This window comes from Shewanella sp. SM69 (genome assembly GCF_025653985.1).
Taxonomy (GTDB): domain Bacteria; phylum Pseudomonadota; class Gammaproteobacteria; order Enterobacterales; family Shewanellaceae; genus Shewanella; species Shewanella oncorhynchi.
On sequence record NZ_JAKKRV010000001.1, the window covers coordinates 711,895 to 733,537 of the forward strand.

The following is a 21,643-nucleotide window of genomic DNA, read 5'->3' on the forward strand; positions in this document are numbered from 1 at the left end:
ACTTGCATGCTAACGAAGATCCACATCAAATATTTGTACACTGCAGGTGCAGTATTGTTAGCCTATTTTGCAGTAACAGACACTTCTCCCCTGCTCACTTTCATTTGTGCATGGACAAGTCTGTCACTATTTTTAGTCGGTTCAGCCTATTGGTTTAATCTCGCCAGTATTTTTAGAAAACGCCAAGATGGCACTATCCCTTGGTATATTCGTTGGGGTTTTATTCCCTTTTTATTAGGCAGTCGACTCTATAACCACTGGGCCAGAAAATACGATTCAGTACCGCCCATGCAAAGGATTGATGAACATCTGTATCTCGGCTGTAGACTCTTTTCCGCAGATCTGGAAAAGATTAAAGCCAATAAGATCACTGCCATTCTGGATGTCACCGCTGAATTTGATGGCTTAGATTGGTCGCAATTTGAGGATCATATCGAGTATTTAAATATTCCCATCCTCGACCATAGCGTACCGACCAGCGCCCAACTCAATCAAGCCGTTAACTGGCTGCACCGCCAAGTGCGCGCCAATAAACAGGTACTCATCCACTGTGCTATGGGTCGTGGCCGCTCAGTGCTGGTACTCGCCGCTTATTTGGTTTGTAAAGATAAACAACAGCACTTCGCCGAAGTACTGCAGCAGATAAAGCAAATCCGCAAAACCGCTGGCTTAAACAAATGGCAATTACGCGCGCTCGATCGCATGCCCAGTCAAGGGAAAATTAACATCCACAAAGTGGCGTGGATTATCGCCAACCCAGTTTCTGGTGGCGGGAAATGGCAAGAATACAGCGAGCAAATCCAAGATGAACTCAAAGCCTATTTTGACCTGACTTTAAAACTCACAACAGCAGACGAAACCGCAAATGTCTTCGCCGAGCAAGCCCGTAATGCAGGCGCTGATATCATTATCGCCTGTGGTGGCGATGGTACAGTGACTGAAGTGGCCTCTCAAATCGTCGATACAGATATCGTCTTAGGCATCATTCCTCTTGGCACAACTAATGCCCTCAGCCATGCCCTCTTTGGTTTAGGCAGTAAGCTTATTCCTATCTCTCAGGCGCTGGATAATATTATTCAAGGGCATTGCCAAGCCATTGATACCGCGCGTTGTAATGAGGCGTTAGTGTTGTTGCTTGTGGGCATAGGGTTTGAGCAACAAATGATTGAATCCGCAAACCGTGAGCGTAAAAATGCTCTCGGCCAGTTTGCCTACCTCGATGGTTTATGGCGCGCCGTCAATGCCGATGTCACTTTAACCATACAGCTCAGCTTAGATGATGCCGAGCCCACAACATTAACCACCCATAGCCTCATCGTTGCCAATGCAGCACCGTTTACCAGCGTATTAGCGCAAGGCGATGGCGAGCCAAACATGACAGATGGCCTGCTCGATATTACCTGGCTAGATGCCGGCAGTGAGCCGACAGACAAGCTCCTTAGCCTAGCCGAATTAGCCATTGCTGGATGGGTAAAGGAAGGCAATAAAGACACGCATTCAAAGCGACCTGGTACGCCATCTAGCGCGACCAAGGTCCACCACGCCCATGCGAAAAAAGTGAACATTAGCAGTCAGCCCAAGTGTAAATATGTGATTGATGGCGAAATCTTTGAACCCGCGGATCTCACCATTGAAGTCCAACCCGCATCTCTCAAGGTATTTGTGCCTTATCAAGAATCGACTGAAAATGCTATCGACCCAAAAATCATATAAATGACACTATCGCGATGTTTATTAAGATAAAAACAACAAGCGCAATAAGCACTCGCATAAAATTAAATTCACTCACTTTGGGGTGGGATTTTTGAGGACTATTGCTAAAATCCTGAAACTTACAGCCTATCGCTTGCGCGCATTGCTGCAAAACTTGCTGTAATTCCTGCTTGTCAGTGCTGTTAGCCAATTTCAGTTGACTCCCTTTAGGCTGCTGCACTTGTAAATAAGCGAGATAGTGATCTACCGTATCTTCCGCTTGGCGGTTACGGTCGAGCTGGTGCCAATGGGTTGTTTGTAGCAGATAGAGTTGCACAGCATTAATATCTGAAAAGGCATAGGCGCGCCAACGCCACAATCCAGGCAACTTCCCATTGAAGACACCTTTACCGAGCCACAATTGCTGTCGCTCGGTATCTAACCAAGATTGTTGCCGAACTAACGCTAGCGGCAGTACAGGGAACAACAGAAAAAATGCCACCCAACCAAGCACAAGCCGTAACACGGGCTCGGGTTGTAACCAGGCCGCCCTCGCACAAAGCAATCCAAGCACTAACAAGGCAATGGCAAAAAACCACAGTATAGGTCGGTACTGGGTACTCAACGCCTTGAGATAAAGCGCACTCTTAGGAGGTTGATTAAGTGTCACTGAACTTGTTCCTTGTTCCTTGTTCCTTGTTCCTTGTTCCTTGTTCCAAAAATTATCTCACCATCCCAAATTGACCTGTGCTAGTAACAATATGAGGCATTGATAGTTTACACAATCAACACCTAACTTATTTTTAGATCCTTTCGAGTTAAACCAACGACTGACATCAATGGAAATAACCGTTGCGATATCGCTCATAGTGTAACGAAAAGCTGCAACTTTGCAGTTGCAGCTAAGGTGTTATTGACCCGCAGCGGTATCCTCACCGGTCCAGAGTCGCATGATGCGATAAGGTGGTTTGGCTGTTTCAGCTTCGCCATTAAAGGCTTTTGCTTTATGCAATTGATTCACTGAAATATATAACCAGCCCGTTTCACCAAATTGCACACTATCGGGAAAATCCAGCAATGGAGAACTGACCGCTGTTGATAGCGTACCTTTGTTATCTAACATAGATATGGCATTGTGGTTCAAATTGGTGAAGTAATGATTACCTTGTTTGGACGTTGCAGCGCCATCTGACACTGGCTTAGCTCCGACTAATTTTACAGTCGCGATAATTTTATCATTATTGCCTGTTTGTAAAGCCGCAGTCGATAACTGATACCAGTGAGTGCCATTCATTGCACCATAATAGAGTGTGCTTCCATCGGCAGATAAACTGATGGGATTGACCGCGACACTAGCAACCTTGCCATTAAACAATGTTGTTTTGTTATCTATGTTCATTACTGCATCCGCTTCGGCCTGCAGCGAACTATGACCTGAAAAACGTACGGTATGACCATCGTCGATACGCACTGCTAAGAGGCCTGGGTTGGCGATATCGGCTAAATAAATCCAGCCTTTTTGTGAATCGACAACCAGATCCTGCATAAAGCTGCCTTTGGGCGCGAGTGCTTGTGGTAGGACAATTTGTTTATATAGACTGCCATCCTTAATGTTGAATCCCCAAATCCTCGTCTGACCTAATTCTAACCCCATATCTGCGGTCCAGAGGTGTCCAGCTTTGTCCTGAGCAATCCCTAATAAGGTATCAAATTGAGTCATATTGGCAGTCGAAGCTTTTTGCAAATCCATTGAAGGCCAAGCTTTGTAAGCATTGGTTTCACGATTAACTTCAATCAGTTGTAAACCTGACGGCGTATCAAGTGGATGTACCGTGGCAAAAATCCGACCTTGTGCAGTGACGCTGACATTGCCAGGTCGTATTGGCAATTCAGCGACTGTTTCAAGACTTCCTACCGCTGGGGTAGCGTTTACAAAACTACTGGCAGTCAAAGAAAGCCATAATGCTGTAGTAAATAAGTGTTTCATATTCTATCTCCGCTTTTTCTGTTTAAGGGCTGTAGAATAGGAGTTATTATTTACAAAAAAAAGAGTATAAAGTTTGGCTCTGTTTCAATATTAATTTGATAATTAATGTTTATTCAGCAGTCGTTTCACCGGTCTCGACTTGCTGCTCGTACTTGCTGAGCTTGTTGTAGAGGGTTTTAACGCTGATCCCCAGTTGTTCGGCGGTATCCGTTTTATTACCTTGAGTGGTTTCTAGTGCTTGATAAATAGCGATTCTCTCTAAATCATCTAAGCGCATGCCTTGGGGGATAACAACTTGTTCACCACCACATAAACCCACTTCATTCGTCTGAGGTAGCTGTAAATGGCTGGGTAAAATATCCTGATCGGCCAGAATATAGGCTCGCTCAATTGCATGTTTTAATTCGCGCACATTACCAGACCAAGGGTACTTAGCAATCATCTGAATACAGTCTTCAGCTAAGCTCTTATTCTGCTTTTCGGCCACGTTACGATAGGCAAGAAAATGCTGCGCAAGCCCAATAATATCCTCGCCACGTTCCCGTAAGGGCGGAACGCGAATGGGAAACTGAGCCAAACGAAAGTACAAATCTTCTCGAAATAACCCAGCCTCTATCGCCACTATGGGATCACGGTTAGTCGCTGCCACAATACGTACGTTTGCACGTTGCACTTTGTCGCCACCCACAGGACGATACTCGCTATTTTCCAACACTCTGAGTAACTTCACTTGATGATCAATCGGCATTTCGGTGACTTCATCGAGAAACAAGGTCCCGCCTTCAGCCTGTTCAAATACGCCTTTGTGATCCCGATTCGCCCCCGTAAATGCGCCTTTGACATGACCAAACAGCTCACTGTCGACCAATTCTGGGCTTAATGCACCACAGTTAATCGCAATAAAAGGCTCGTTCACCCTAGGGCTGGCAAGATGTATGGTATTAGCAACCAGTTCTTTCCCGACCCCACTTTCCCCAATAATCAGCACATTACTGCCTGTCGCAGAAACGCGACGAATTGTGCGATATAGCTTGTGCATAGGAGCTGATGAACCAACAAGCAAACCGTATTGGTCTAGCTCGCTAGCAAAAGGATGCAGTCGATTAGGCGATGATGCTAAATACTGTGCAAAATCAGCAAAAATTTCGCTGATTAGCGGCATATCGTAAGGTTTGCGAAAGTGGTAACCAGCAAAATGAGACATTAACTGATCAAGATTGGGGTTTGGCTGACCGTCGGAGAGAAAAATAAACTCAATATTTGACATGGCCGCATTATCCAGCAGCACAAGGTAATCTTCACGACTAAGACTGGATAACTCAATAATGGCAACATCGACGTGATTTGCCCCTAGCTGCTCTATCCAAGGTAAGTCATCGACACTGCGTAGCTTATTAAAGTCAGCAGCGCCAGCAAGTTCGATGATTGCTTGCTCGGCGCCAACATCCTGCAAGTGATAAAAAAGTGTCAGTCGAGCCATGCGTATCTACTCCCTGTATGAAAAACTACTGTATGTCAGCCATGAAATTTTAACAACAGCAACGGTAATAGTTGCCGATGTTCTAAGATGATATCTCGATGAACTGAGAATATCAGTCTAAAAATCAGCCTGTTAAAATATCATTAAAAACGAGAACAGAATATGCATGGTAGCTGAACGAAACAAAATCAGTTTACCCAAGCAGTTAAACAATCTATGTCGAACACTGGCATTAGGAGGCCCATAATGAAGTCTAATGTTGTGCAACATCAGACTGATATCCGCGCCGATATCATGTTGATCGATGAAATCATCAAGCTGAATCAGGAAGGACTCACATTTTACAACCAAGCGAGGAGGTATGTCGAAGACTATAATCTTAAGCGTGTTTTTTCCGCCAAAGCTAACATCCACCAACGAATGTTAACTCGGTTTGAACAGCTGAGAAGTTTGGCTGACGAGCCAATTAATGGCCTAAGTCACACCGTGCCCGTCACTTATACTCAAGCAACAGAATTGTTGCAACAGTGCCAAATTTCGCAGGCTATGACCGCCCTTGTCGACATAGAGCAGCAAGTGCTAATCCAAATAAAACAAGCAGTAAGGCAAGCGCATCAGCCACAACTTGCAAACCAACTTGCAGAGGGTGCCGCTTGGCTGCAAATGAGTTACGACGGTACGGGATCGCTCAATCACCATTAATTCCCTGTCGCTAAGTGAGCCATATTTAACCGACTCCCCTCCACTTTTACTACAGACATAATACCGCACTGATGAGTGCGGTTTTTTATGCTCGAATGATGGCTCAGCATGCCAGAAAAAATTACATTTTGTCGGTAAAAAAGACCGACCAAAAGGAAAACACCAAGGTATAAAAACGCCAGGTAAAACAATTAAAACATTAAAAATCATTACCTTAAAAACATTGGCACGATTGGCGCATTATCTAGCTTCGAGAAAACAACGGAGGATATGATTATGAAAACTACAACAGCATCAGTACTAGTGGCTTTACTTGTCGGTTCAATCAGTTTAAATGTGGCTGCCGCCCAAGATTGGAAAGGCGGAACCAAGGATGCGTGGATCGATGGTAAAGCAGAAACCACTTTACTGCTCAACACGAATCTCAATTCCTTCGACATCATTACAGATGTCAAAGATGGTAAAGTGACGTTAACAGGTAAAGTGGAAAGCAGTGTGGATAAAGCCCTCGCCACAGAGCTCATCAAGAGCTTAGATGGGGTGAAAGATGTCGATAACCAACTCACTGTGATGAATGAAAAAGAAGGCACCAGTGAAGTTGTTGCCACCTTAACTGACTCTAAAGTTGCCACAGTCATCAAAACGCGTTTACTGTTTTCAACTGACGTATCCGGCACCCAAATTAATGTGGATGTTGCCAATGGCATAGTCACATTGAAAGGTGAAGTTGCCAGCGATGCCGAACGTCAACTAGCACTGAAAATTGCCGAAAATACCGACGATGTGAAAAAGGTCGTTGATAAAATTAAAGTTGTTAAAAAAGTGTCTTAACTCTCGCGACAACGGCATTTTTTAAATTAAACGTATTTTAAGTAACAGCACGCCGATCTAGACTTAAGGTTCGATAGTGCTTTATGAAAAAAGAATCAAAAAAACCAGCCTCAGCTGGTTTTTTTTATGCCCATTTTCAGACTCAATCGAAAAGACTTACTCGCTTAAATTAAGAGGGGTGAATTAAGATGACTCGAATGATCATAAAGGAGAAGAGTTACAGAAAACTGAGCTAAAACACAGGTGTTATTCAAGCTTCAAAGCCAAACTGGAATGCATAAAAATGTTGGCCATTCTCAATATTGATGGTCATAGTACCAGTTAACCCCTGCAACTCCCCCGCCCCAGAATGGGGTACCACTTCTAAGATCAGACGATTTTGTCCATCGGTCATAATGCCAAAATGTTGTAATACAAAACTGCCCTGCTTACCGCACAAATTACCAACCACTTGTTCAATGGCCACATAGCCAGCTGAGCCCTTGACTGACGTCATAGCACTGAGCATTTCCCCTTTGCTGCGCCCCTCAAGCTCACCATAAAAGGTTTTATCTAAGCCCATACGTCCTAACGTCACACCACCAATGCCAGTAGCATAGGGGCTATCAGGAGTGAGCTTAACATCAAATTTCCCAGTGATTTTGCTAACTTGCATGACACTCTCCTTGTCGAAATCTTATGCTGACCGATTACCTGCTAACGCTTGCTACTGAAGCAAACATCACCCACTTACCGAAAAACAACTTAGCATAAGCCTGCGCAGATCCATAATGGCATTTACACGCTACTTATGTATGCTGGTCTCACTCACTATCATCTCTATGGTTTTGACTATTTCAGGGCTTTCAGACATGGGTTGGTCAGACGCTCTATCGCGATAAGTCACAGCAATTTTGAATGGGGCTTCGAAAGGATAAACAGGTTCAATACTATCCACCTCGATTCGATCGCCAAGCATGACACTGCCTAAGTGTTTCAAGCTATTGTGTTTAAAATCCAGATTAAACAATCCAAGATACCAAAATACGCCTGAACCTTGAGTCGTCACAATAAAGGGCGCCACAAAGGGCATAGTTTGCATTTTAGGATCATCTTGAATCGATGCATCACTTTGGGTGTCCGGCTCTAGAGCGGGATCGAAATTTAATGGTGTAATGCGTAAGTAATCGAGTAATGCTCGACCTTTTACCTCACCATCTTGGTAGTCGCCCATAGCAAACTCTGTTTGCTTGATCTTAATAAAATGTGTCAGTGCAACGGACTTGCCGCCCTCAGGCAGCGTTATTTCAACAGGATTGGCGGTATTTAAGCTAAAGAGTTTGAGCATCACTTCCGATGCATTCGCCACAGGCTTTACCTCAAAAGGTGTCACAGTTTCGATCTCATTCGCCTGAGCCTGAGTTTTTTTATGCGCCATGGCTTCATCGTATTGCATCACCTGTCCATCTTCCATCACCATATAAATATCATCATTGGTCATGTTGAAACGGTAAATACCCGCAGCAAGTAAGGCTAATACCACTAAGGTTGCCGCTATGGTTAATTTTACAAACGTACTCATCTTCTCTCCCCAATCGCGCTCGTTATGCGCTACTTTTCTAACACCGATAAACTTCAAATCAATGTCGGAGCAGTATTACAGATACTGAGTTAAAGCGAAGTGGGTAAAGTGTAAAAAATGCCGCTATTTTGAATTTTGTCAGGCTAAGTTCAGCAACATGCCTTTTACTCGACAAATATGATGGGCCGAGTAAATACTCAGCCCAATACATCACTACTTTTCGTTTTTCCACAAGGCTGGGGTTTGGCTTGGTTGCCAATTGCTTTGGGAGAAATGTGCTTGCACTAGGGAATAGATTTTATCTTGATAGGACACAAACTCAGGTAGTTGATAATTATGCTGATCCTGCCAAGCAGGGGCATAGTTATCTAGCGTATCAAAACGATACCCTTGACGTTGAGCTTCTTCAACAAAACGCTTAATTTTAGGCAAGTTGATGGTTGCACCTTGTCCGCGGTGAGCATTCTCAAACAGGAAGTCGTGGGTCAAGATAACCACTTTCCCGTTATGTAAACCATCACTACAATCTAAGTTCTGCGTACGACTGTTAAGCGGATTCATCGTCGTTCCTGCGCAGGTGTTGATCACTTGATTGACTTTTGCCCACCAGCTCAACCCCATCGGCTATAGATTCAGCGGGAAAGGCAACCCCCCAATCCTCTGGTCCCCAGTCTAGATCCCAGCCAAATATTTTATAGTCACTCTCGGCGAGCATGTTTTGAATTTGCACCGCAACTTGCGAACTGTTGGTCGAGGTTTCTGCGGTACAAGCAAAAGCAGGATCCCAAGGCGGCACAGTATCGGATGTCGCACACAAGCCGTCGCCTTTGAGTTTACTGGTCACTCGCCAACCATTGGTGTAAGGCAAACGTGCCAACTTAGTCATCTTGTTATTGGGATAACTGGCGGCATTAGGAATAAGTTCAACCACTTTGGCCGTGTTCGTCACAAAATAGGTGAAATCGGTGGCCGCATCTTGATAGGATTTTACAGGCCAGAGTCCAACTTGATTACAATATGCCGCCCCAGATTGCACGCCATCAGTGCAGTTATGCAGCATATGATCGTAACTGTGGTTTGCCAGAATATGACCATCGTCTAGCAAACGTTGTAGGGCAACAGCCGCTAACGCCTCGTTTTCATCCCCTTCGCCATACATATGAAACGCATTAATAAAGAACGTTGCCTTAATATTGGCATCCTTTAACGCATCTAACAGCCCTAAGGTCGCGTCAATTGGACCATCATCAAAGGTAAGGTAAATGGTTTTATCGCTGGCGTAGGCCGCACTTAAGCCAGTACTCAAGCTCGCAACACAAAGCCCAACTGCAACGGCTATCGATTTCAGTTTCATGATTTCATCCTATAAATAATGTTTAAAGATGAATAAGTTAGTTCTCTTTACGCACTGGTTAATTCATAACCTGTAGACAGCGAGTTCACTCATCCGTTTAGCTTATCTATAGTGAGTAATCCCACCAGCATTAGTTATACCATCCTAGCAACAAGCCATACTTTTCAACGCTAAGTCGATAGATTCTGCCTTTGCACCCAGTTAACCATCCTTTACCCAAGGTTTCAAAGACAATAGAAAAATACCAATCCTAGTGTGAAAAGTACCGCATCAACAATTCGATAACAGGTAAGTTAACTGGAGAAAAAAACAACATAAAAGCACTACAGGGATGCAATAACATGTCAGAAGGTCAACTATTTAAGAGCTCTTTGCTCGCATTATGTATCGCTAACGCCTTGTTCGGGATGAGCTCAACCGCAGTCGCGGCGGAGCAACAAGAGGCAACTGCAGAAAATATTGAGGTAATCCAAGTACGCGGCATACGTCGCTCGATTGAAGCCTCAATGAATACCAAACGCTTCGCCGACTCCACGGTCGATGCCATCACCTCGGAAGATATCGGTAAGTTTCCCGATAAAAACATTGGTGATGCGCTGCAGCGCATTTCTGGGGTAACGGTCGATAGGCAATACGGTGAAGTGAGTGGGGTCACCATTCGCGGTACAGCGCCAGAACAGAGTCGTATTTTGCTGAACGGTCAAACCGTTGCCAGCACCTCTTGGTATGATCTTGGTCCTGCCACTCGTACCTTCAACATGGAATTATTGTCAGCCGAGCAAGTCAGTGCGGTTGAAGTCCACAAAACGCCAACCGCTAGCCTTGAAGAAGGTGCGCTGGGCGGCACTGTCGATCTCAAAACCCGTAAGCCCTTAGATCTCGATGCTCACACTTATCAAGTGGCGGGTGAGTTGAGCCAAAGCAGCCTGTACGATGAAACAGATCCGAGTGGATCTTTCGTTGGAAGCTGGAAAAATGATGATGAAAAATTTGGTATTTTAGGCGCTTACTCAGTAGAAAAACTCACCAGTGGTCGGCATGTATTAGAATCGCTCAGCGGTTACTATGAGTACTTTTCCGCTGATCCTGCACAAAACCAAGAATCAACTGTAGGGGCGTGGGGGATTGGCTCACAAGCATTTAGGGCCGAACGTGAAAGGACCAGTGCCCAAGTTACACTGCAATTTGTACCGACTGAAAAAACAGAGTTCACCTTAGATTACTTTAATTTTGAACTCGATATCCCCCACGTAAACCATAACTTCTTAACCGTTGGCGCCCGCGGTTCGGGCTCCACCAACGTAGTAAATAACGCCCAAGGCGGCACAGCATCGGCAACGATTCTGCCAGCGTATGCGTCGATTATTTATAACCCTGTGGTACGCCACGCGGTCAATATGAAGTCTGACGTACTCAACTTAACCGGAAAATACGTCGGGGACAGTTTCACCCTTAGCGGCGTCATTGGCCAATCGACCTCAGATGGCGGCACCCAAGGCGGCTCATCTTCTTGGTGGATCCCTGCGACGGACCAAGGCGGCAAAATTGGCGATCCCGCCTTCCCTAATGGTCAAGGCAGTGTCGATGGTGGCTTTAGTTACGATGCCACAGGTCCCTATCAAGTGGTGCTCACGAGCCTAGATGCCAACGATGCTAGCCAGTTCAAGCATGCGCAGGAAGCCAACTACGAAACCACAGTGCAAGATCATAAAGTCACCTACGCCCAGTCTGACTTCGAATATCAACTCGATCATGATTTTATTAATAAAATTGCGGTCGGGATTAAGTACAACACCAGTGATTTCGAGCGTAATGCCTTCAACCGTAACCCTGCAGAAATCTTAGGTTTTGTGCCTAATGGCAACCTTGCCAACTGGAGCGATGGCGTACTGTCTGGCCTGCATTCCCAGAGCGGTGGCAATGTGCTCGACTCCTATGCCAAGTTAGATGAAGACAAATGGTGGGCGTTTATCAGCGAGAAATACGCCAATGGCGAGTTAGTGGAAGTCGCCGATCTCGGTAACACCTTCACTGTCGAAGAGGATATGTTGGCCCTGTATGCCCAAGCGGATTTCAGCGGCGAATTCTACCGTGGTAACTTTGGTTTGCGTTACGTTAACACAGACCAAACCTCAACCGGTTTTGCCGATGGCAAACCCTACAATGAATCCGTTAATTACGATAATTGGTTACCGAGTATCAACGTCGCCTTCGATCTACAAGAAGATCTAATCCTACGTGCCTCGGCCTCTGCCGTGATGGCACGTAACAACTACAGCGATCTTAAACCTGGGTTAGCGATAGCGAAAAACTTTGGTACTGCGACCGGCGGTAATCCCAATTTAAAACCCTATAAGGCGAATCAAGCTGACCTTGGCATCGAATGGTACTTCACTGAATCTTCTATGCTGTCGGCAGCCTTGTTCTACAAAGATATTGATAACGTAGTGTTTGTCACTGAGTCTACTCAATACATTGAAGGTTGCGGCGCATCAGAATCCGAGTGGGATAAATGCCGTGTCACAGCCCCAGCCAATGGCGGTAGCGGCTCTGTTACTGGGCTTGAAATCCAGCTACAACATAACTTTGAAAGCGGTTTTGGCTTCTTAACCAACTACACCTATGTTGACAGTAAAAGCACTCGCCCCGATGGCACAGAGCAGATGATTGAAGGCGTGTCAGAGAACTCTTTCAACGGTTCACTCTTCTACGAAGATGATCTGTTCAGCGCCCGTATCGCCTATAACTGGCGTTCAGAATACTTAGGCGTAGGTAATATTCAAAACGTGTTAAACGACAGCTATCAACAAGTGGATGCCTCGATTATTTGGCATGCAATGGAGAACTTAGATATCTCACTCGAAGGGGTTAACTTAACCAATGAAGTGGTGCAATCCTATGATGTTAAATACGGATTAACCCAAAACACCATCGAATTTGGTTCACGTTATTTCGTCGGTGCCAGCTACAAATTTTAATCTTGAATCACACCATAGCCGACCTTAGGGTCGGCTTTTTGCGTTGATAATGCAGAGGTATAAGCCATGAAAGTGAAGCAAGCAATCAGAAAAATCATTATCTTAGGGGGTGGAACCGCAGGTTGGATGGCAGCGGCAGCCCTCGCGAATAACCCCGTATTTGCCGCCATTGAGCTCTGTTTAGTGGAATCGGACAACATAGGCACCATAGGCGTTGGTGAAGGTTCAACGCCACACTTGAAACGCTTTATGGACAACTTAGGCATTAGCGAAAAAGATTGGATGGAACAATGCCACGCCAGCTATAAAACCGGCATCGATTTCATCAACTGGAATGGGGACGGGCAGCAATACTTTCATCCCTTCTATTTTCAACTGGATGTGAAACCCGCTGAAGTTTTCTTTATCAACGCCAATGCAAGACGCCGCGGTCATGGCAGTGCAGTAAAACCCGATGCGTTTTTCTCCAGCGGCGTACTGGCGAAACGCAATCTCAGCCCAAGGCCGAATAAAGCATTGCCCTACGCTAACGAATACGGCTATCACTTCGATGCCACTGAACTTGCCAACTACTTAAAAGAATACGCTTGCCAACGCGGCGTAAAACACCTCATCGGCGATGTCATTGAAGTTTCAACAACCCAAAACCAACATATAGACGCCTTAATGCTGGCGAATGGCGAACGACTTAACGCCGACTTTTTTATCGATGCCAGCGGCTTTAGCGCTAAGTTAATTCATAAAACCCTAGGCGTACCCTTTCAATCCTTCGCCAATGAACTGCTCAACGACAGCGCCGTCACTGTTCCTGTTCCAGCATTAATGGACACCACTCAAACACAGCAAACCCAAATGCTGCAAGCCCAAGCATTGCAAACCCAAGCACAGCAAGCCAAGTACCATACCCGCGCAACGGCGCTCAGTGCGGGCTGGCTATGGCAAATTCCCCTCACCCACAGGCTTGGCAATGGCTATGTTTATAGCAGTCGCCACCTCAGTGCCAATGCCGCGGCCAAGGAATTGTTGCACAGTGTTAATCTGCCTGAATCAACCCAAGTACGGTTTCTCAAAATGCGGGTCGGTGTCAGTGACAAGGCTTGGCACAACAATGTGCTGGCGATAGGACTTGCGCAAAGTTTTATCGAACCGCTCGAAGCCACGTCGATCATGATGACCCAATTCACCCTTGAAAAATTTATGTCGTTATTCGAGCGCTATCAATTGAATAAGCAGGCAGAGACCTTAAGTCGACAAACACTCAATCAGGCGGTCATGCAGTTAGTGCTCGGCATAAAGGATTATATTCAGGCCCATTATGTCACCAGCCAGCGCAGCGAACCCTATTGGTTGGCGGCGAGAAAAGTCACCATTTCCCAAAGGCTGACGCAACTATTGCAAGCTTGGTATCAAGGGGAAGACTTTGATTTACTGCTTTACCAATACGATCAGCAACTCGCCTACTTTCGCCCTTCTTGGTATGCGCTGTTAGCGGGAATGGATTACCGCGACCCAAAACTGAAGCGCCCATTTGAGCCGATTTCAGCGGAGATCACGGCGCAAGCGATACGCTACAGCCAAACCTTAGTGGAGCAGTATTTTCAACCTAAGCATCCGTGATAAGAATGGTTAAATTGCCCTTTGTTTACTGCTAAAGCACTGACGAAAACGACTCGGCGTGACACCTTTAAATTGAATAAAGCGCCGATTAAAATTGGATAAGTTGTTGAAACCACACTGATCGCTGATGGTTGAAATCGGGCTCTGGTTCGAGAGTAATAACTTGCACGCCTTAGCGATCCTGAGTTGATTGATAAACTCAGTTAAGGTTTTCTCGGTGCGTTTTTTAAAGAAGCGATGGAAATGATTGGTGCTCATGTGCGCTAACTTTGCCAAATCCTGTGCCGACAAGGCCTGAGTGTAATTGTCATAGATATGCTCAATCACTTTATCGAGCTTTTTCACGGTAAAGTCGAGTTTACTACCGTGGGTAAACAAGGTACTCGACAAGAGTTCTTGCTGACTATCCTGTTGTAATAACGCTAATAATTCCAATAACAAAATATAGCGTCTAAAAGGATTGGCCGTCTCCATTTCGATAAACACACTATGGGCCTTACGCGCCGTTTCCTCACTAAACAACACGCCCCGTTTGGCATGGGTCAAAAGTGAATGCAAAGACGCTAACTCACGTTGCTCATTCACAATTTGGTGTAGCCAGACCGCTGGAATTTGTGCCACATAAACGACTTCCTGCACCCTCGCATTCGAAGTGCCGTCTTTTAGCGCGTTGCCATTTGATATCTCGTCAGTTGAAACACCAAGGTTCACCTCGGATTGCCAGCCGTGGGGCATATCTGGGCCTATGATCACTAAATCATAATCGCCATAACGGGCAATATGGTCGCCCACATAACGCATACCATAACTGTTGAGGGTTAAGCAGATTTCGTACTCGGGGTGATAATGCCAATTGAGATCCATGTGGTCCCATTCATAACGAAAGTAACGCCAAGAGCTGTTTTCATCGGGGATCACTTTTTCACACAGAGGTTTCATCCATTAAACTCCAGTTGCTCATTCCTTTTCTTTAGCTTCAATCAGCCCTTACACAACAACGCATTCACTCAAGCTAGCGGTTATTCCATCCTGTTTAATTATTCAACCACTTAGTCCTTATTTTTAAATGCCAGCTGTGACCTATTTGAGCCGAGAAATAGCAGTGCCACGCGCACTATTGTCTATAGCAAGTCAGCCTTGCAGTGATACTAAAATCCGCCACTCCAATACTATTCTATCCAATGTTAATTAAAGGTAACTATTTTACAAGTAAACACATTATCAGCAGAGGCTAAAACACCGTTTTATCTATGCTCATCCGCAGCAGCTATCTGCTGCCCACTATCTACAGCAAGTATTTACAGCACCTGATGTAAATCAGCTAAATCAGCTAAATCAGCGCGAACAGGATTTGCATATGTGAGAAAAGTATCGACAGAGGCACCATTCGTATCACCGCCATAGCGAGTGTCAGTCCACAATGAATTTCACTTAATTCAATTGGCTAAGCACATGAAACACAAACTCATCATTCTGTTTGTCCTCTGTACTTTCTTTGTGATTTCCTTGATGACCAACAGTATGGGGCCGATTTTCCCTGCGTTAATTGACAGTTATGCTATCGGCCTGACGTTGGCGGGGTTATTTCCCTTTGCGTTTTTTATCGCCTACGGGGTGACATCGATTCCTGCGGGGATTTTGGTGGACAAGTACGGTGAAAAGCGGGTGATCATCTTAGCCTTTAGCCTAGCGTTTATCGGCGCCGTGACTTTTGTGTGTCTGCCCACCTTTAGCATCGCCATGTTTAGCCTGTTTTGTATTGGCACTGGCATGAGTTTATTGCAGGTGGCAGTCAATCCCTTATTGCGACAAGCTGCGGGGCCAGAGCATTTTGCCTTTTTCTCCGTACTGGCCCAACTTGCCTTTGGCGGCGCCGCGACCTTAGCGCCGCTGGTGTATCAGCATTTTGTCGCCTTAGATCAAGCCAGTGTTGCATCAGCCAACTATGTGCAACAGCTATTGCCCGAGAACATGAGTTGGCTCGCCATGTACTGGTTATTTGCCGTGGTCGCACTCGCCATGGTGCTCTTTGCCAGCCTAGTGAAGATGCCCAAAGTGGATAAATTGGCAGATGAGTCGGCAGGTGCCCTCGAGACCCATTTACGCCTTTTCAAAGATAAAACCGTTTTGAAATTCTTCTTCGCTATCGCCGCCTACGTTGCGCTTGAGCAAGGACTTGCTAACAGTATCTCAGTCTTTTTGCTGCAATATCATGGTCTTGACACCTTAAGTGTCGGCGCCAATGTGGTTAGCGATTTTTGGTTTTACATGACGCTCGGCTGCCTACTCGGTTTACTGCTACTTAAACTTATCGACAGTCAGATCTTGCTGCTCAGTTTTTCCCTTAGTTCACTGGTTTGTTTTCTAGTGGCGATTTGGGGACCGAGCCAACTAGCATTAATTTGTTTCCCATTGGTTGGCTTTTTCATTTCTATCATGTGGTCGGTGATCTTCTCGTTGGCGCTCAATTCGCGCACTCAAGATCATGGATCATTCGCCGGCATTCTCTGTACTGGCATTATCGGCGGCGCGTTTATCTCGCCGATCATTGGTTTTATCAGCGAGCTATCCGGCGAGTTACGGCTCGGGATGTTAGTGCTGTTAATCCCTATGGCTTACATAGGTTATGTGGCCCTAACGGCTCGTCCCTTGATTAAAAACACTACCCTGTTCTCAGCGAAAGCGGCATCAAAGGATGCCGTTCCTATGGCAACAAACAACACGAGAGGCAACAAGCTATTATGAGCGTCCTATGTTTAGATCTTGGGGGAACTAAACTGATGTTGGCACAGGTGGAAGGTAAAACCTTACTCGACACTTGGCGGTATCCCGTTCCCGCAGATGGCAATTTTGAACAATTATTAGATTTCCTCGTGACCTGTATCCACAGCCACCTCACGCCTGAAACCTATGGTATTTCCATCGGGGTGCCCGGCATGGTGGATATGCACAGCGGCACTTTACTCGAAGTGCTCAACATCCCTGCATTAACGGCAACGCAGTTGGCTCAGCAGCTTAAAAATACCTTTGAAATGGATGTTGTTGTGAATAACGACGCTAACCTCTTTGCCCTCGGCGAAGCTGTACTCAATCACAATCAAGACATGCTCGGGATTACCTTAGGCACTGGCGTAGGCGCTGGGGTGATTTTTAATGGTCAGCTGTATTCGGGTAAACATTGCGCCGCAGGTGAAATAGGTAGTTTGAGTTATCGTGATGGCATTATTGAGCACTACTGCTCGGGGCAATACTTCACCGTTCATCATCAAATGAGTGGCGAGCATTTGTACCAAAAAGCCTGTGAAGGTGACAGCCAAGCGCTACAAGCCTTCGCCCATTTTGGCGAACATTTGGCGCACATGATCGCCCAAACCTTACTGGTATACGATCCTAAAGATATCATCCTTGGCGGCTCAGTCAGCCAAAGCTTTCCCTTTTTTATTGAAGCGCTTAAACAGAAATTGCAAAGCTTAGTCTATGGCCCGCAACTGACAGACTTGACGATTTCAGCCAGCCAACATCACAATGCAGCCCTCATAGGTGCCGCGCAGTGGTTTTTACAACAAAAGGACTCAGCTAAGTGAAAGGACAAATAACACAGAAAGGGATGATAAAGTGGCAGAGGATTAAGACGGCCTTAGTCAGCGGCGTCATGGCAGTGCTTCCCGTGGCGTCGGTGCTTTCAATACTTGCGATGCCATCAGTACTGGCCGCCAATGCTGTGCAGGAGGCAAATCATGTCGCGCTGAATCAATTGGCCGATAAACTCCAATTAAATTATCAGTTAACCGCTAGTTATCTTGAAACCTGTCCCGCTAAAGAAACCCAATGCTATCGCTCTGCCATTGAGCTAACCCTGCCCACTCAGCTATCGAACGACAAGTTATCCAGCGAAGAGCTAAATCATGGCGACTGGCAAATTTATTTCAGCCAATTATCCCCCGTTTATTTCGTCGATGCGGGTGACTTTAGCATTGAGCATATCAATGGCGATTTACACAAAATCACTCCTAAAGCCAGCTTTAAGGGCTTCGTCGCCAATCAAGTTTATCGTATTGAGTTTTATAGCAAAGGCAGCCAAATCACCCGTTCCGAGTTTATGCCAAACTTCTTTGTCGCTATGGGCGATAAGGCGCAGGTCATAAAGAGCACTCAAACAAGGCGCGATCCAGAAACGGGTTTAGCCGAGCAAGACTACCTGGCGCCTTTTAATGCCGAGAAACAATTCTTACTGGCAAAAAACGATGCAACCCCCTTTGCCGATGGCCAGTATTTAGCCGAGCAATATCAAGCCTTAGCCGCAGACAAAGCACCTGACATTAGCGGCAAACTTATCCCCACGCCACTTCATAGCCAAAGCCTAAACTCGGCGCCTTTATCCCTTGCTAAAGGTTATCGACTCACGGCTGCAACTGTCGATTTTAAGGGACGGCAGGCGGCATTTGATTACCTCGATTCTTTAGGCTTTTCGGCCAAGGACAAAGGCACGCCGCTATTATTGCAACTCGATACTCAAGCACCTAAAGTTGCAAGCACTGGAGCCCATGTTAGTGAAATTAAAAGCAGCGAAGCCTATCGGTTAACCATAACGGCTGAGCAAATCAGTATTCGAGCGGGCAGTGAAGCAGGACTCTTCTATGGCCTACAAAGCCTAGCTGGGTTGATCAGTTTAAGTGACGATCAACTCGTCGCCATCGAGATCCAAGACCAACCTCGCTACGCCTTTCGCGGCCTGCATATCGATTTAGCCCGTAACTTTCACTCGCTCGATTTTATTAAACGCATTATCCCACAGCTCGCCGCCTATAAAATCAATAAGCTGCATTTACACTTAGCCGACGATGAAGGCTGGCGTTTAGCCATCCCCGGCTTACCTGAACTGACCGATGTGGGTGCAAAACGCTGTTTCGATTTAACCGAGCAAACCTGTTTATTGCCACAACTGGGCAGCGGCATAGCGGACGTAAACCCCGTCGATGGCTACTTAACCGTGGCGCAATACCAAGAAATATTACAACTGGCTGATGCTCACCATATCGAAGTGATCCCTTCACTGGACATGCCGGGGCATTCACGCGCAGCGATAAAATCCATGGAAGCGCGTTATCACCATTACCTAGCCAAGGGAGACAAAGCTAAGGCGGAGGAGTTTTTACTGACTGAATTTGCCGATAAAACCCAGTATTCGTCGATTCAGTATTACCACGACAACACACTCAATGTGTGTCTGCCGAGCACCTATCACTTTATCGATACTGTGATTGATGAAGTTAAAAAGATGCACCAAGCCGTAGGCGTTCCCTTAGTACATTACCACATAGGCGCCGATGAAACCGCGGGCGCTTGGGTAGAATCCCCTGCGTGTATCGCAATGAAAAAACAAAAAGCCGATGAGTTAACCGGACTGCATTCACTCAATGGTTACTTTATTGAGCGCGTTGCTAACATGTTGGCAGAGAAAGGGATTATTGCCGCTGGTTGGAATGATGGCATGGGTGAAGTGCGTCCCGAAAACATGCCAGCCCAAGTGCAATCTAACGCTTGGTCGCAGATTTCAAACAACGGCCATCAAATCGCCCATAAGCAAGCAAATCTTGGCTGGAAGGTCGTTATCTCAACGCCAGAAGTCACCTATTTCGATTTCCCCTACGCTAGCCATCCAGATGAGCGCGGCAATCATTGGGCCGCAAGGGCAATAGACAGCTTTAAGGTGTTTAGCTTTATGCCCGATAATCTGCCAGCACATGCCGAGCGCTGGCACAATAGCTTAAATCAGCCATTTGTGTCGGACGATAGCCGCAGCCAGCTCAAACCGGGATACAGTTTTTACGGCTTGCAGGGACATCTTTGGAGCGAAATGGTGCAATCGGACGAGCAAGCAGAATACATGTTATTCCCGCGCATGGTCGCCCTCGCCGAACGGGCATGGCATAGGGCGCCATGGGAATTAGCCTATGATTATCAAGGTAAAATCTATAGTCAGCAAACTCAACATTTCGCCCGCCAACTCAAGGGCCAAGCCGAGCAAGTGCTCAAACAGGATTGGCAAACCTTCGCCGCGGTTTACGCCAATAAAGTGCAACCTAAGTTAGCTAAAGCGGGAATTTTCTATCGCATATCACCGCCTGGGATACGTGTTGAAAATCAGCAGTTAGTGGTCAATAGCTTATATCCCAATGCCGAGTTGGAATACCAACTCGACTCAGGACCTTGGCTAAGCTACCGCCAAGCTTTCAAGCTTAATGATGTCAAACACATCCGCGCCAGAGTCAAAGATGGCGCACGTTACTCTCGCCCATCGACTTGGCAAAGCTCCCTCTAATCGTTCATCGCACAATGTCGGCCATCACATGTGATGGCCGATACGTTAATTGACTATTAATACCACTGGTCGATGGGTTAAGCATGAGCTTACATTGAGGCTTTTCAATAACAGCGCAACTCAGGCTATAATCTCGCTATTCGCGATGACACTCTCGTGATAACACTTTATCAAGCCTAAGGATCTGCCAACCGATGACAACTGCTTCTACTAGCACCTTTGCCGTGTTAAACCAAACCACAGCAACCTCGTTTAATGAACAGAAAAATCTGATTAAACGGGTATTTAAAGGTAAGCCAGTGCAATGTCCTAGCTGTAAACAGACACTTAAAGTCATATTGCCTGAGCAGGCAAAGGCAGAACAAGCCGCAGGAATTTACTGTGCTAAAGGCTGCACAGATATCGAACTCGATATGGAAGCCGTCGCGGGACTCTAATCATTCCAGAGCCAACCCACACTGGAATTAGCCTCACATCGACGGCCAAGCGACGATTACAACAGTCACTGTAATTCGCCGTTATAAAGTAAATATCTTTCTAATTATCAATGAGATTATTTAAACTAATCACGGCAGTTGCTTAAGCTGCCCACGAAAATAGTGTCGATAATAGCCCACCAAATTACTGCCAATAAAGAGTACCTCCATTAACACTGCCACGGGCGATCCCACTAAGGCATTGTGAACGAGCCAAAAACTGGTTCCGACTATCATAAGCAGTCTGAGATCTTTATCCCTTTGACAGAATGCGGCGCGGGTTTGAAACAAGGTGCCTATACAACTGATCACAGTCGTTACCCCATTAAAGGTCACAATGCTCATCACAAGTGCAGCAATAGAGAAACACCATAGGGCTACTTTTGAGGTGGTAAAAATACTGGTGAGATAACGCACTGTGGCTATGCCCATTAAGCCTGCGGCAGTCCATTGCTCCAGCAAACAAAAATGAATTGAAATCAAGATGCCAGACACAAAAAGGCAGGCGACTATCCGCTCCCGCGCCTTAAATTGAAACGAAATCAGATCGAAGATAATGGCTATCGCCACCAAAATTTGAGACAAAGTAAACGCAGTCAACTTATTAAGCTCCTTCGCTTTAAGCAATAATGCGCACTCTGAT

18 protein-coding genes are annotated in these 21,643 nt (G+C 46.0%); 9 read left to right on the forward strand and 9 right to left on the reverse strand.

Annotation, left to right across the window (positions count from 1 at the left end):
* Positions 1 to 6: 6 nt before the first annotated feature.
* Positions 7 to 1,713, forward strand: a complete 1,707-nt coding sequence (locus L5M37_RS03225; protein ID WP_263199367.1) for a diacylglycerol kinase family protein — start codon at positions 7 to 9, stop codon at positions 1,711 to 1,713.
* Here the strand turns inward: L5M37_RS03225 and L5M37_RS03230 are convergent.
* The 3 genes from L5M37_RS03230 to L5M37_RS03240 all read right to left on the reverse strand — a co-directional run bounded on the left by L5M37_RS03230 (position 1,706) and on the right by L5M37_RS03240 (position 5,159).
* Entirely contained in the window at positions 1,706 to 2,362 is a 657-nt protein-coding gene (locus L5M37_RS03230) for a hypothetical protein (protein WP_012088707.1), read from the reverse strand. The two genes, L5M37_RS03225 and L5M37_RS03230, sit on opposite strands and share 8 nt — an antisense overlap.
* 240 nt (positions 2,363 to 2,602) lie before the next feature.
* Positions 2,603 to 3,679, reverse strand: coding sequence for an L-dopachrome tautomerase-related protein (locus L5M37_RS03235; protein ID WP_172591388.1), 1,077 nt, complete (start codon positions 3,677 to 3,679; stop codon positions 2,603 to 2,605).
* A 109-nt stretch (positions 3,680 to 3,788) separates the two neighbouring features.
* A complete protein-coding gene (locus L5M37_RS03240; protein ID WP_028760641.1) occupies positions 3,789 to 5,159 on the reverse strand; it encodes a sigma-54 interaction domain-containing protein in 1,371 nt (456 codons plus the stop codon).
* A gap of 246 nt (positions 5,160 to 5,405) precedes the next feature.
* Here L5M37_RS03240 and L5M37_RS03245 point away from each other — a divergent pair, with 246 nt between their 5' ends.
* On the forward strand, positions 5,406 to 5,861 hold the full coding sequence (locus L5M37_RS03245) for a glutamyl-tRNA reductase (protein ID WP_219253568.1): 456 nt from the start codon (positions 5,406 to 5,408) through the stop codon (positions 5,859 to 5,861).
* Between the two features lie 276 nt (positions 5,862 to 6,137).
* Positions 6,138 to 6,692, forward strand: coding sequence for a BON domain-containing protein (locus L5M37_RS03250; protein WP_105249747.1), 555 nt, complete (start codon positions 6,138 to 6,140; stop codon positions 6,690 to 6,692).
* Positions 6,693 to 6,942: 250 nt separating this feature from the next.
* Here L5M37_RS03250 and L5M37_RS03255 read toward each other — a convergent pair whose 3' ends face one another.
* The 4 genes from L5M37_RS03255 to L5M37_RS03270 all read right to left on the reverse strand — a co-directional run bounded on the left by L5M37_RS03255 (position 6,943) and on the right by L5M37_RS03270 (position 9,607).
* The gene (locus L5M37_RS03255) at positions 6,943 to 7,347 is read right to left on the reverse strand and encodes a DUF3224 domain-containing protein (protein WP_131525327.1); all 405 of its coding nucleotides are present in this window, start codon (positions 7,345 to 7,347) and stop codon (positions 6,943 to 6,945) included.
* A gap of 129 nt (positions 7,348 to 7,476) precedes the next feature.
* Positions 7,477 to 8,253: a hypothetical protein gene (locus L5M37_RS03260; RefSeq protein WP_263199368.1), complete on the reverse strand. Its 777-nt coding sequence runs from the start codon at positions 8,251 to 8,253 to the stop codon at positions 7,477 to 7,479.
* Positions 8,254 to 8,466: 213 nt separating this feature from the next.
* A complete protein-coding gene (locus L5M37_RS03265; RefSeq protein WP_263199369.1) occupies positions 8,467 to 8,814 on the reverse strand; it encodes a carbohydrate-binding protein in 348 nt (115 codons plus the stop codon).
* Positions 8,801 to 9,607, reverse strand: coding sequence for a polysaccharide deacetylase family protein (locus L5M37_RS03270; protein WP_263199373.1), 807 nt, complete (start codon positions 9,605 to 9,607; stop codon positions 8,801 to 8,803). The genes L5M37_RS03265 and L5M37_RS03270 overlap by 14 nt, the downstream gene beginning before the upstream one ends.
* 341 nt (positions 9,608 to 9,948) lie before the next feature.
* On the opposite strand from L5M37_RS03270, the gene L5M37_RS03275 reads away from it, so the two are divergent.
* Entirely contained in the window at positions 9,949 to 12,585 is a 2,637-nt protein-coding gene (locus tag L5M37_RS03275; RefSeq protein WP_263199375.1) for a TonB-dependent receptor, read from the forward strand.
* A gap of 66 nt (positions 12,586 to 12,651) precedes the next feature.
* The gene (locus L5M37_RS03280) at positions 12,652 to 14,202 is read left to right on the forward strand and encodes a tryptophan halogenase family protein (RefSeq protein ID WP_263199376.1); all 1,551 of its coding nucleotides are present in this window, start codon (positions 12,652 to 12,654) and stop codon (positions 14,200 to 14,202) included.
* Between the two features lie 9 nt (positions 14,203 to 14,211).
* On the opposite strand, the gene L5M37_RS03285 is transcribed toward L5M37_RS03280, so the two are convergent.
* Positions 14,212 to 15,141, reverse strand: a complete 930-nt coding sequence (locus L5M37_RS03285; RefSeq protein WP_263199378.1) for an AraC family transcriptional regulator — start codon at positions 15,139 to 15,141, stop codon at positions 14,212 to 14,214.
* Between the two features lie 513 nt (positions 15,142 to 15,654).
* On the opposite strand from L5M37_RS03285, the gene L5M37_RS03290 reads away from it, so the two are divergent.
* From L5M37_RS03290 to L5M37_RS03305, 4 genes are all read left to right on the forward strand, one after another.
* Complete coding sequence (locus L5M37_RS03290; RefSeq protein ID WP_263199380.1) at positions 15,655 to 16,947, forward strand: MFS transporter; 1,293 nt, start codon at positions 15,655 to 15,657, stop codon at positions 16,945 to 16,947.
* Positions 16,944 to 17,786, forward strand: coding sequence for an ROK family protein (locus L5M37_RS03295; protein ID WP_263199382.1), 843 nt, complete (start codon positions 16,944 to 16,946; stop codon positions 17,784 to 17,786). Before L5M37_RS03290 ends, L5M37_RS03295 begins: the two co-directional genes overlap by 4 nt.
* On the forward strand, positions 17,783 to 20,524 hold the full coding sequence (locus L5M37_RS03300) for a family 20 glycosylhydrolase (RefSeq protein WP_263199384.1): 2,742 nt from the start codon (positions 17,783 to 17,785) through the stop codon (positions 20,522 to 20,524). Before L5M37_RS03295 ends, L5M37_RS03300 begins: the two co-directional genes overlap by 4 nt.
* Before the next feature lie 194 nt (positions 20,525 to 20,718).
* Complete coding sequence (locus tag L5M37_RS03305) at positions 20,719 to 20,961, forward strand: hypothetical protein (RefSeq protein ID WP_113941056.1); 243 nt, start codon at positions 20,719 to 20,721, stop codon at positions 20,959 to 20,961.
* 129 nt (positions 20,962 to 21,090) lie between these two features.
* On the opposite strand, the gene L5M37_RS03310 is transcribed toward L5M37_RS03305, so the two are convergent.
* The gene (locus L5M37_RS03310; RefSeq protein WP_028760654.1) at positions 21,091 to 21,600 is read right to left on the reverse strand and encodes a YgjV family protein; all 510 of its coding nucleotides are present in this window, start codon (positions 21,598 to 21,600) and stop codon (positions 21,091 to 21,093) included.
* Between the last annotated feature and the right edge of the window lie 43 nt (positions 21,601 to 21,643).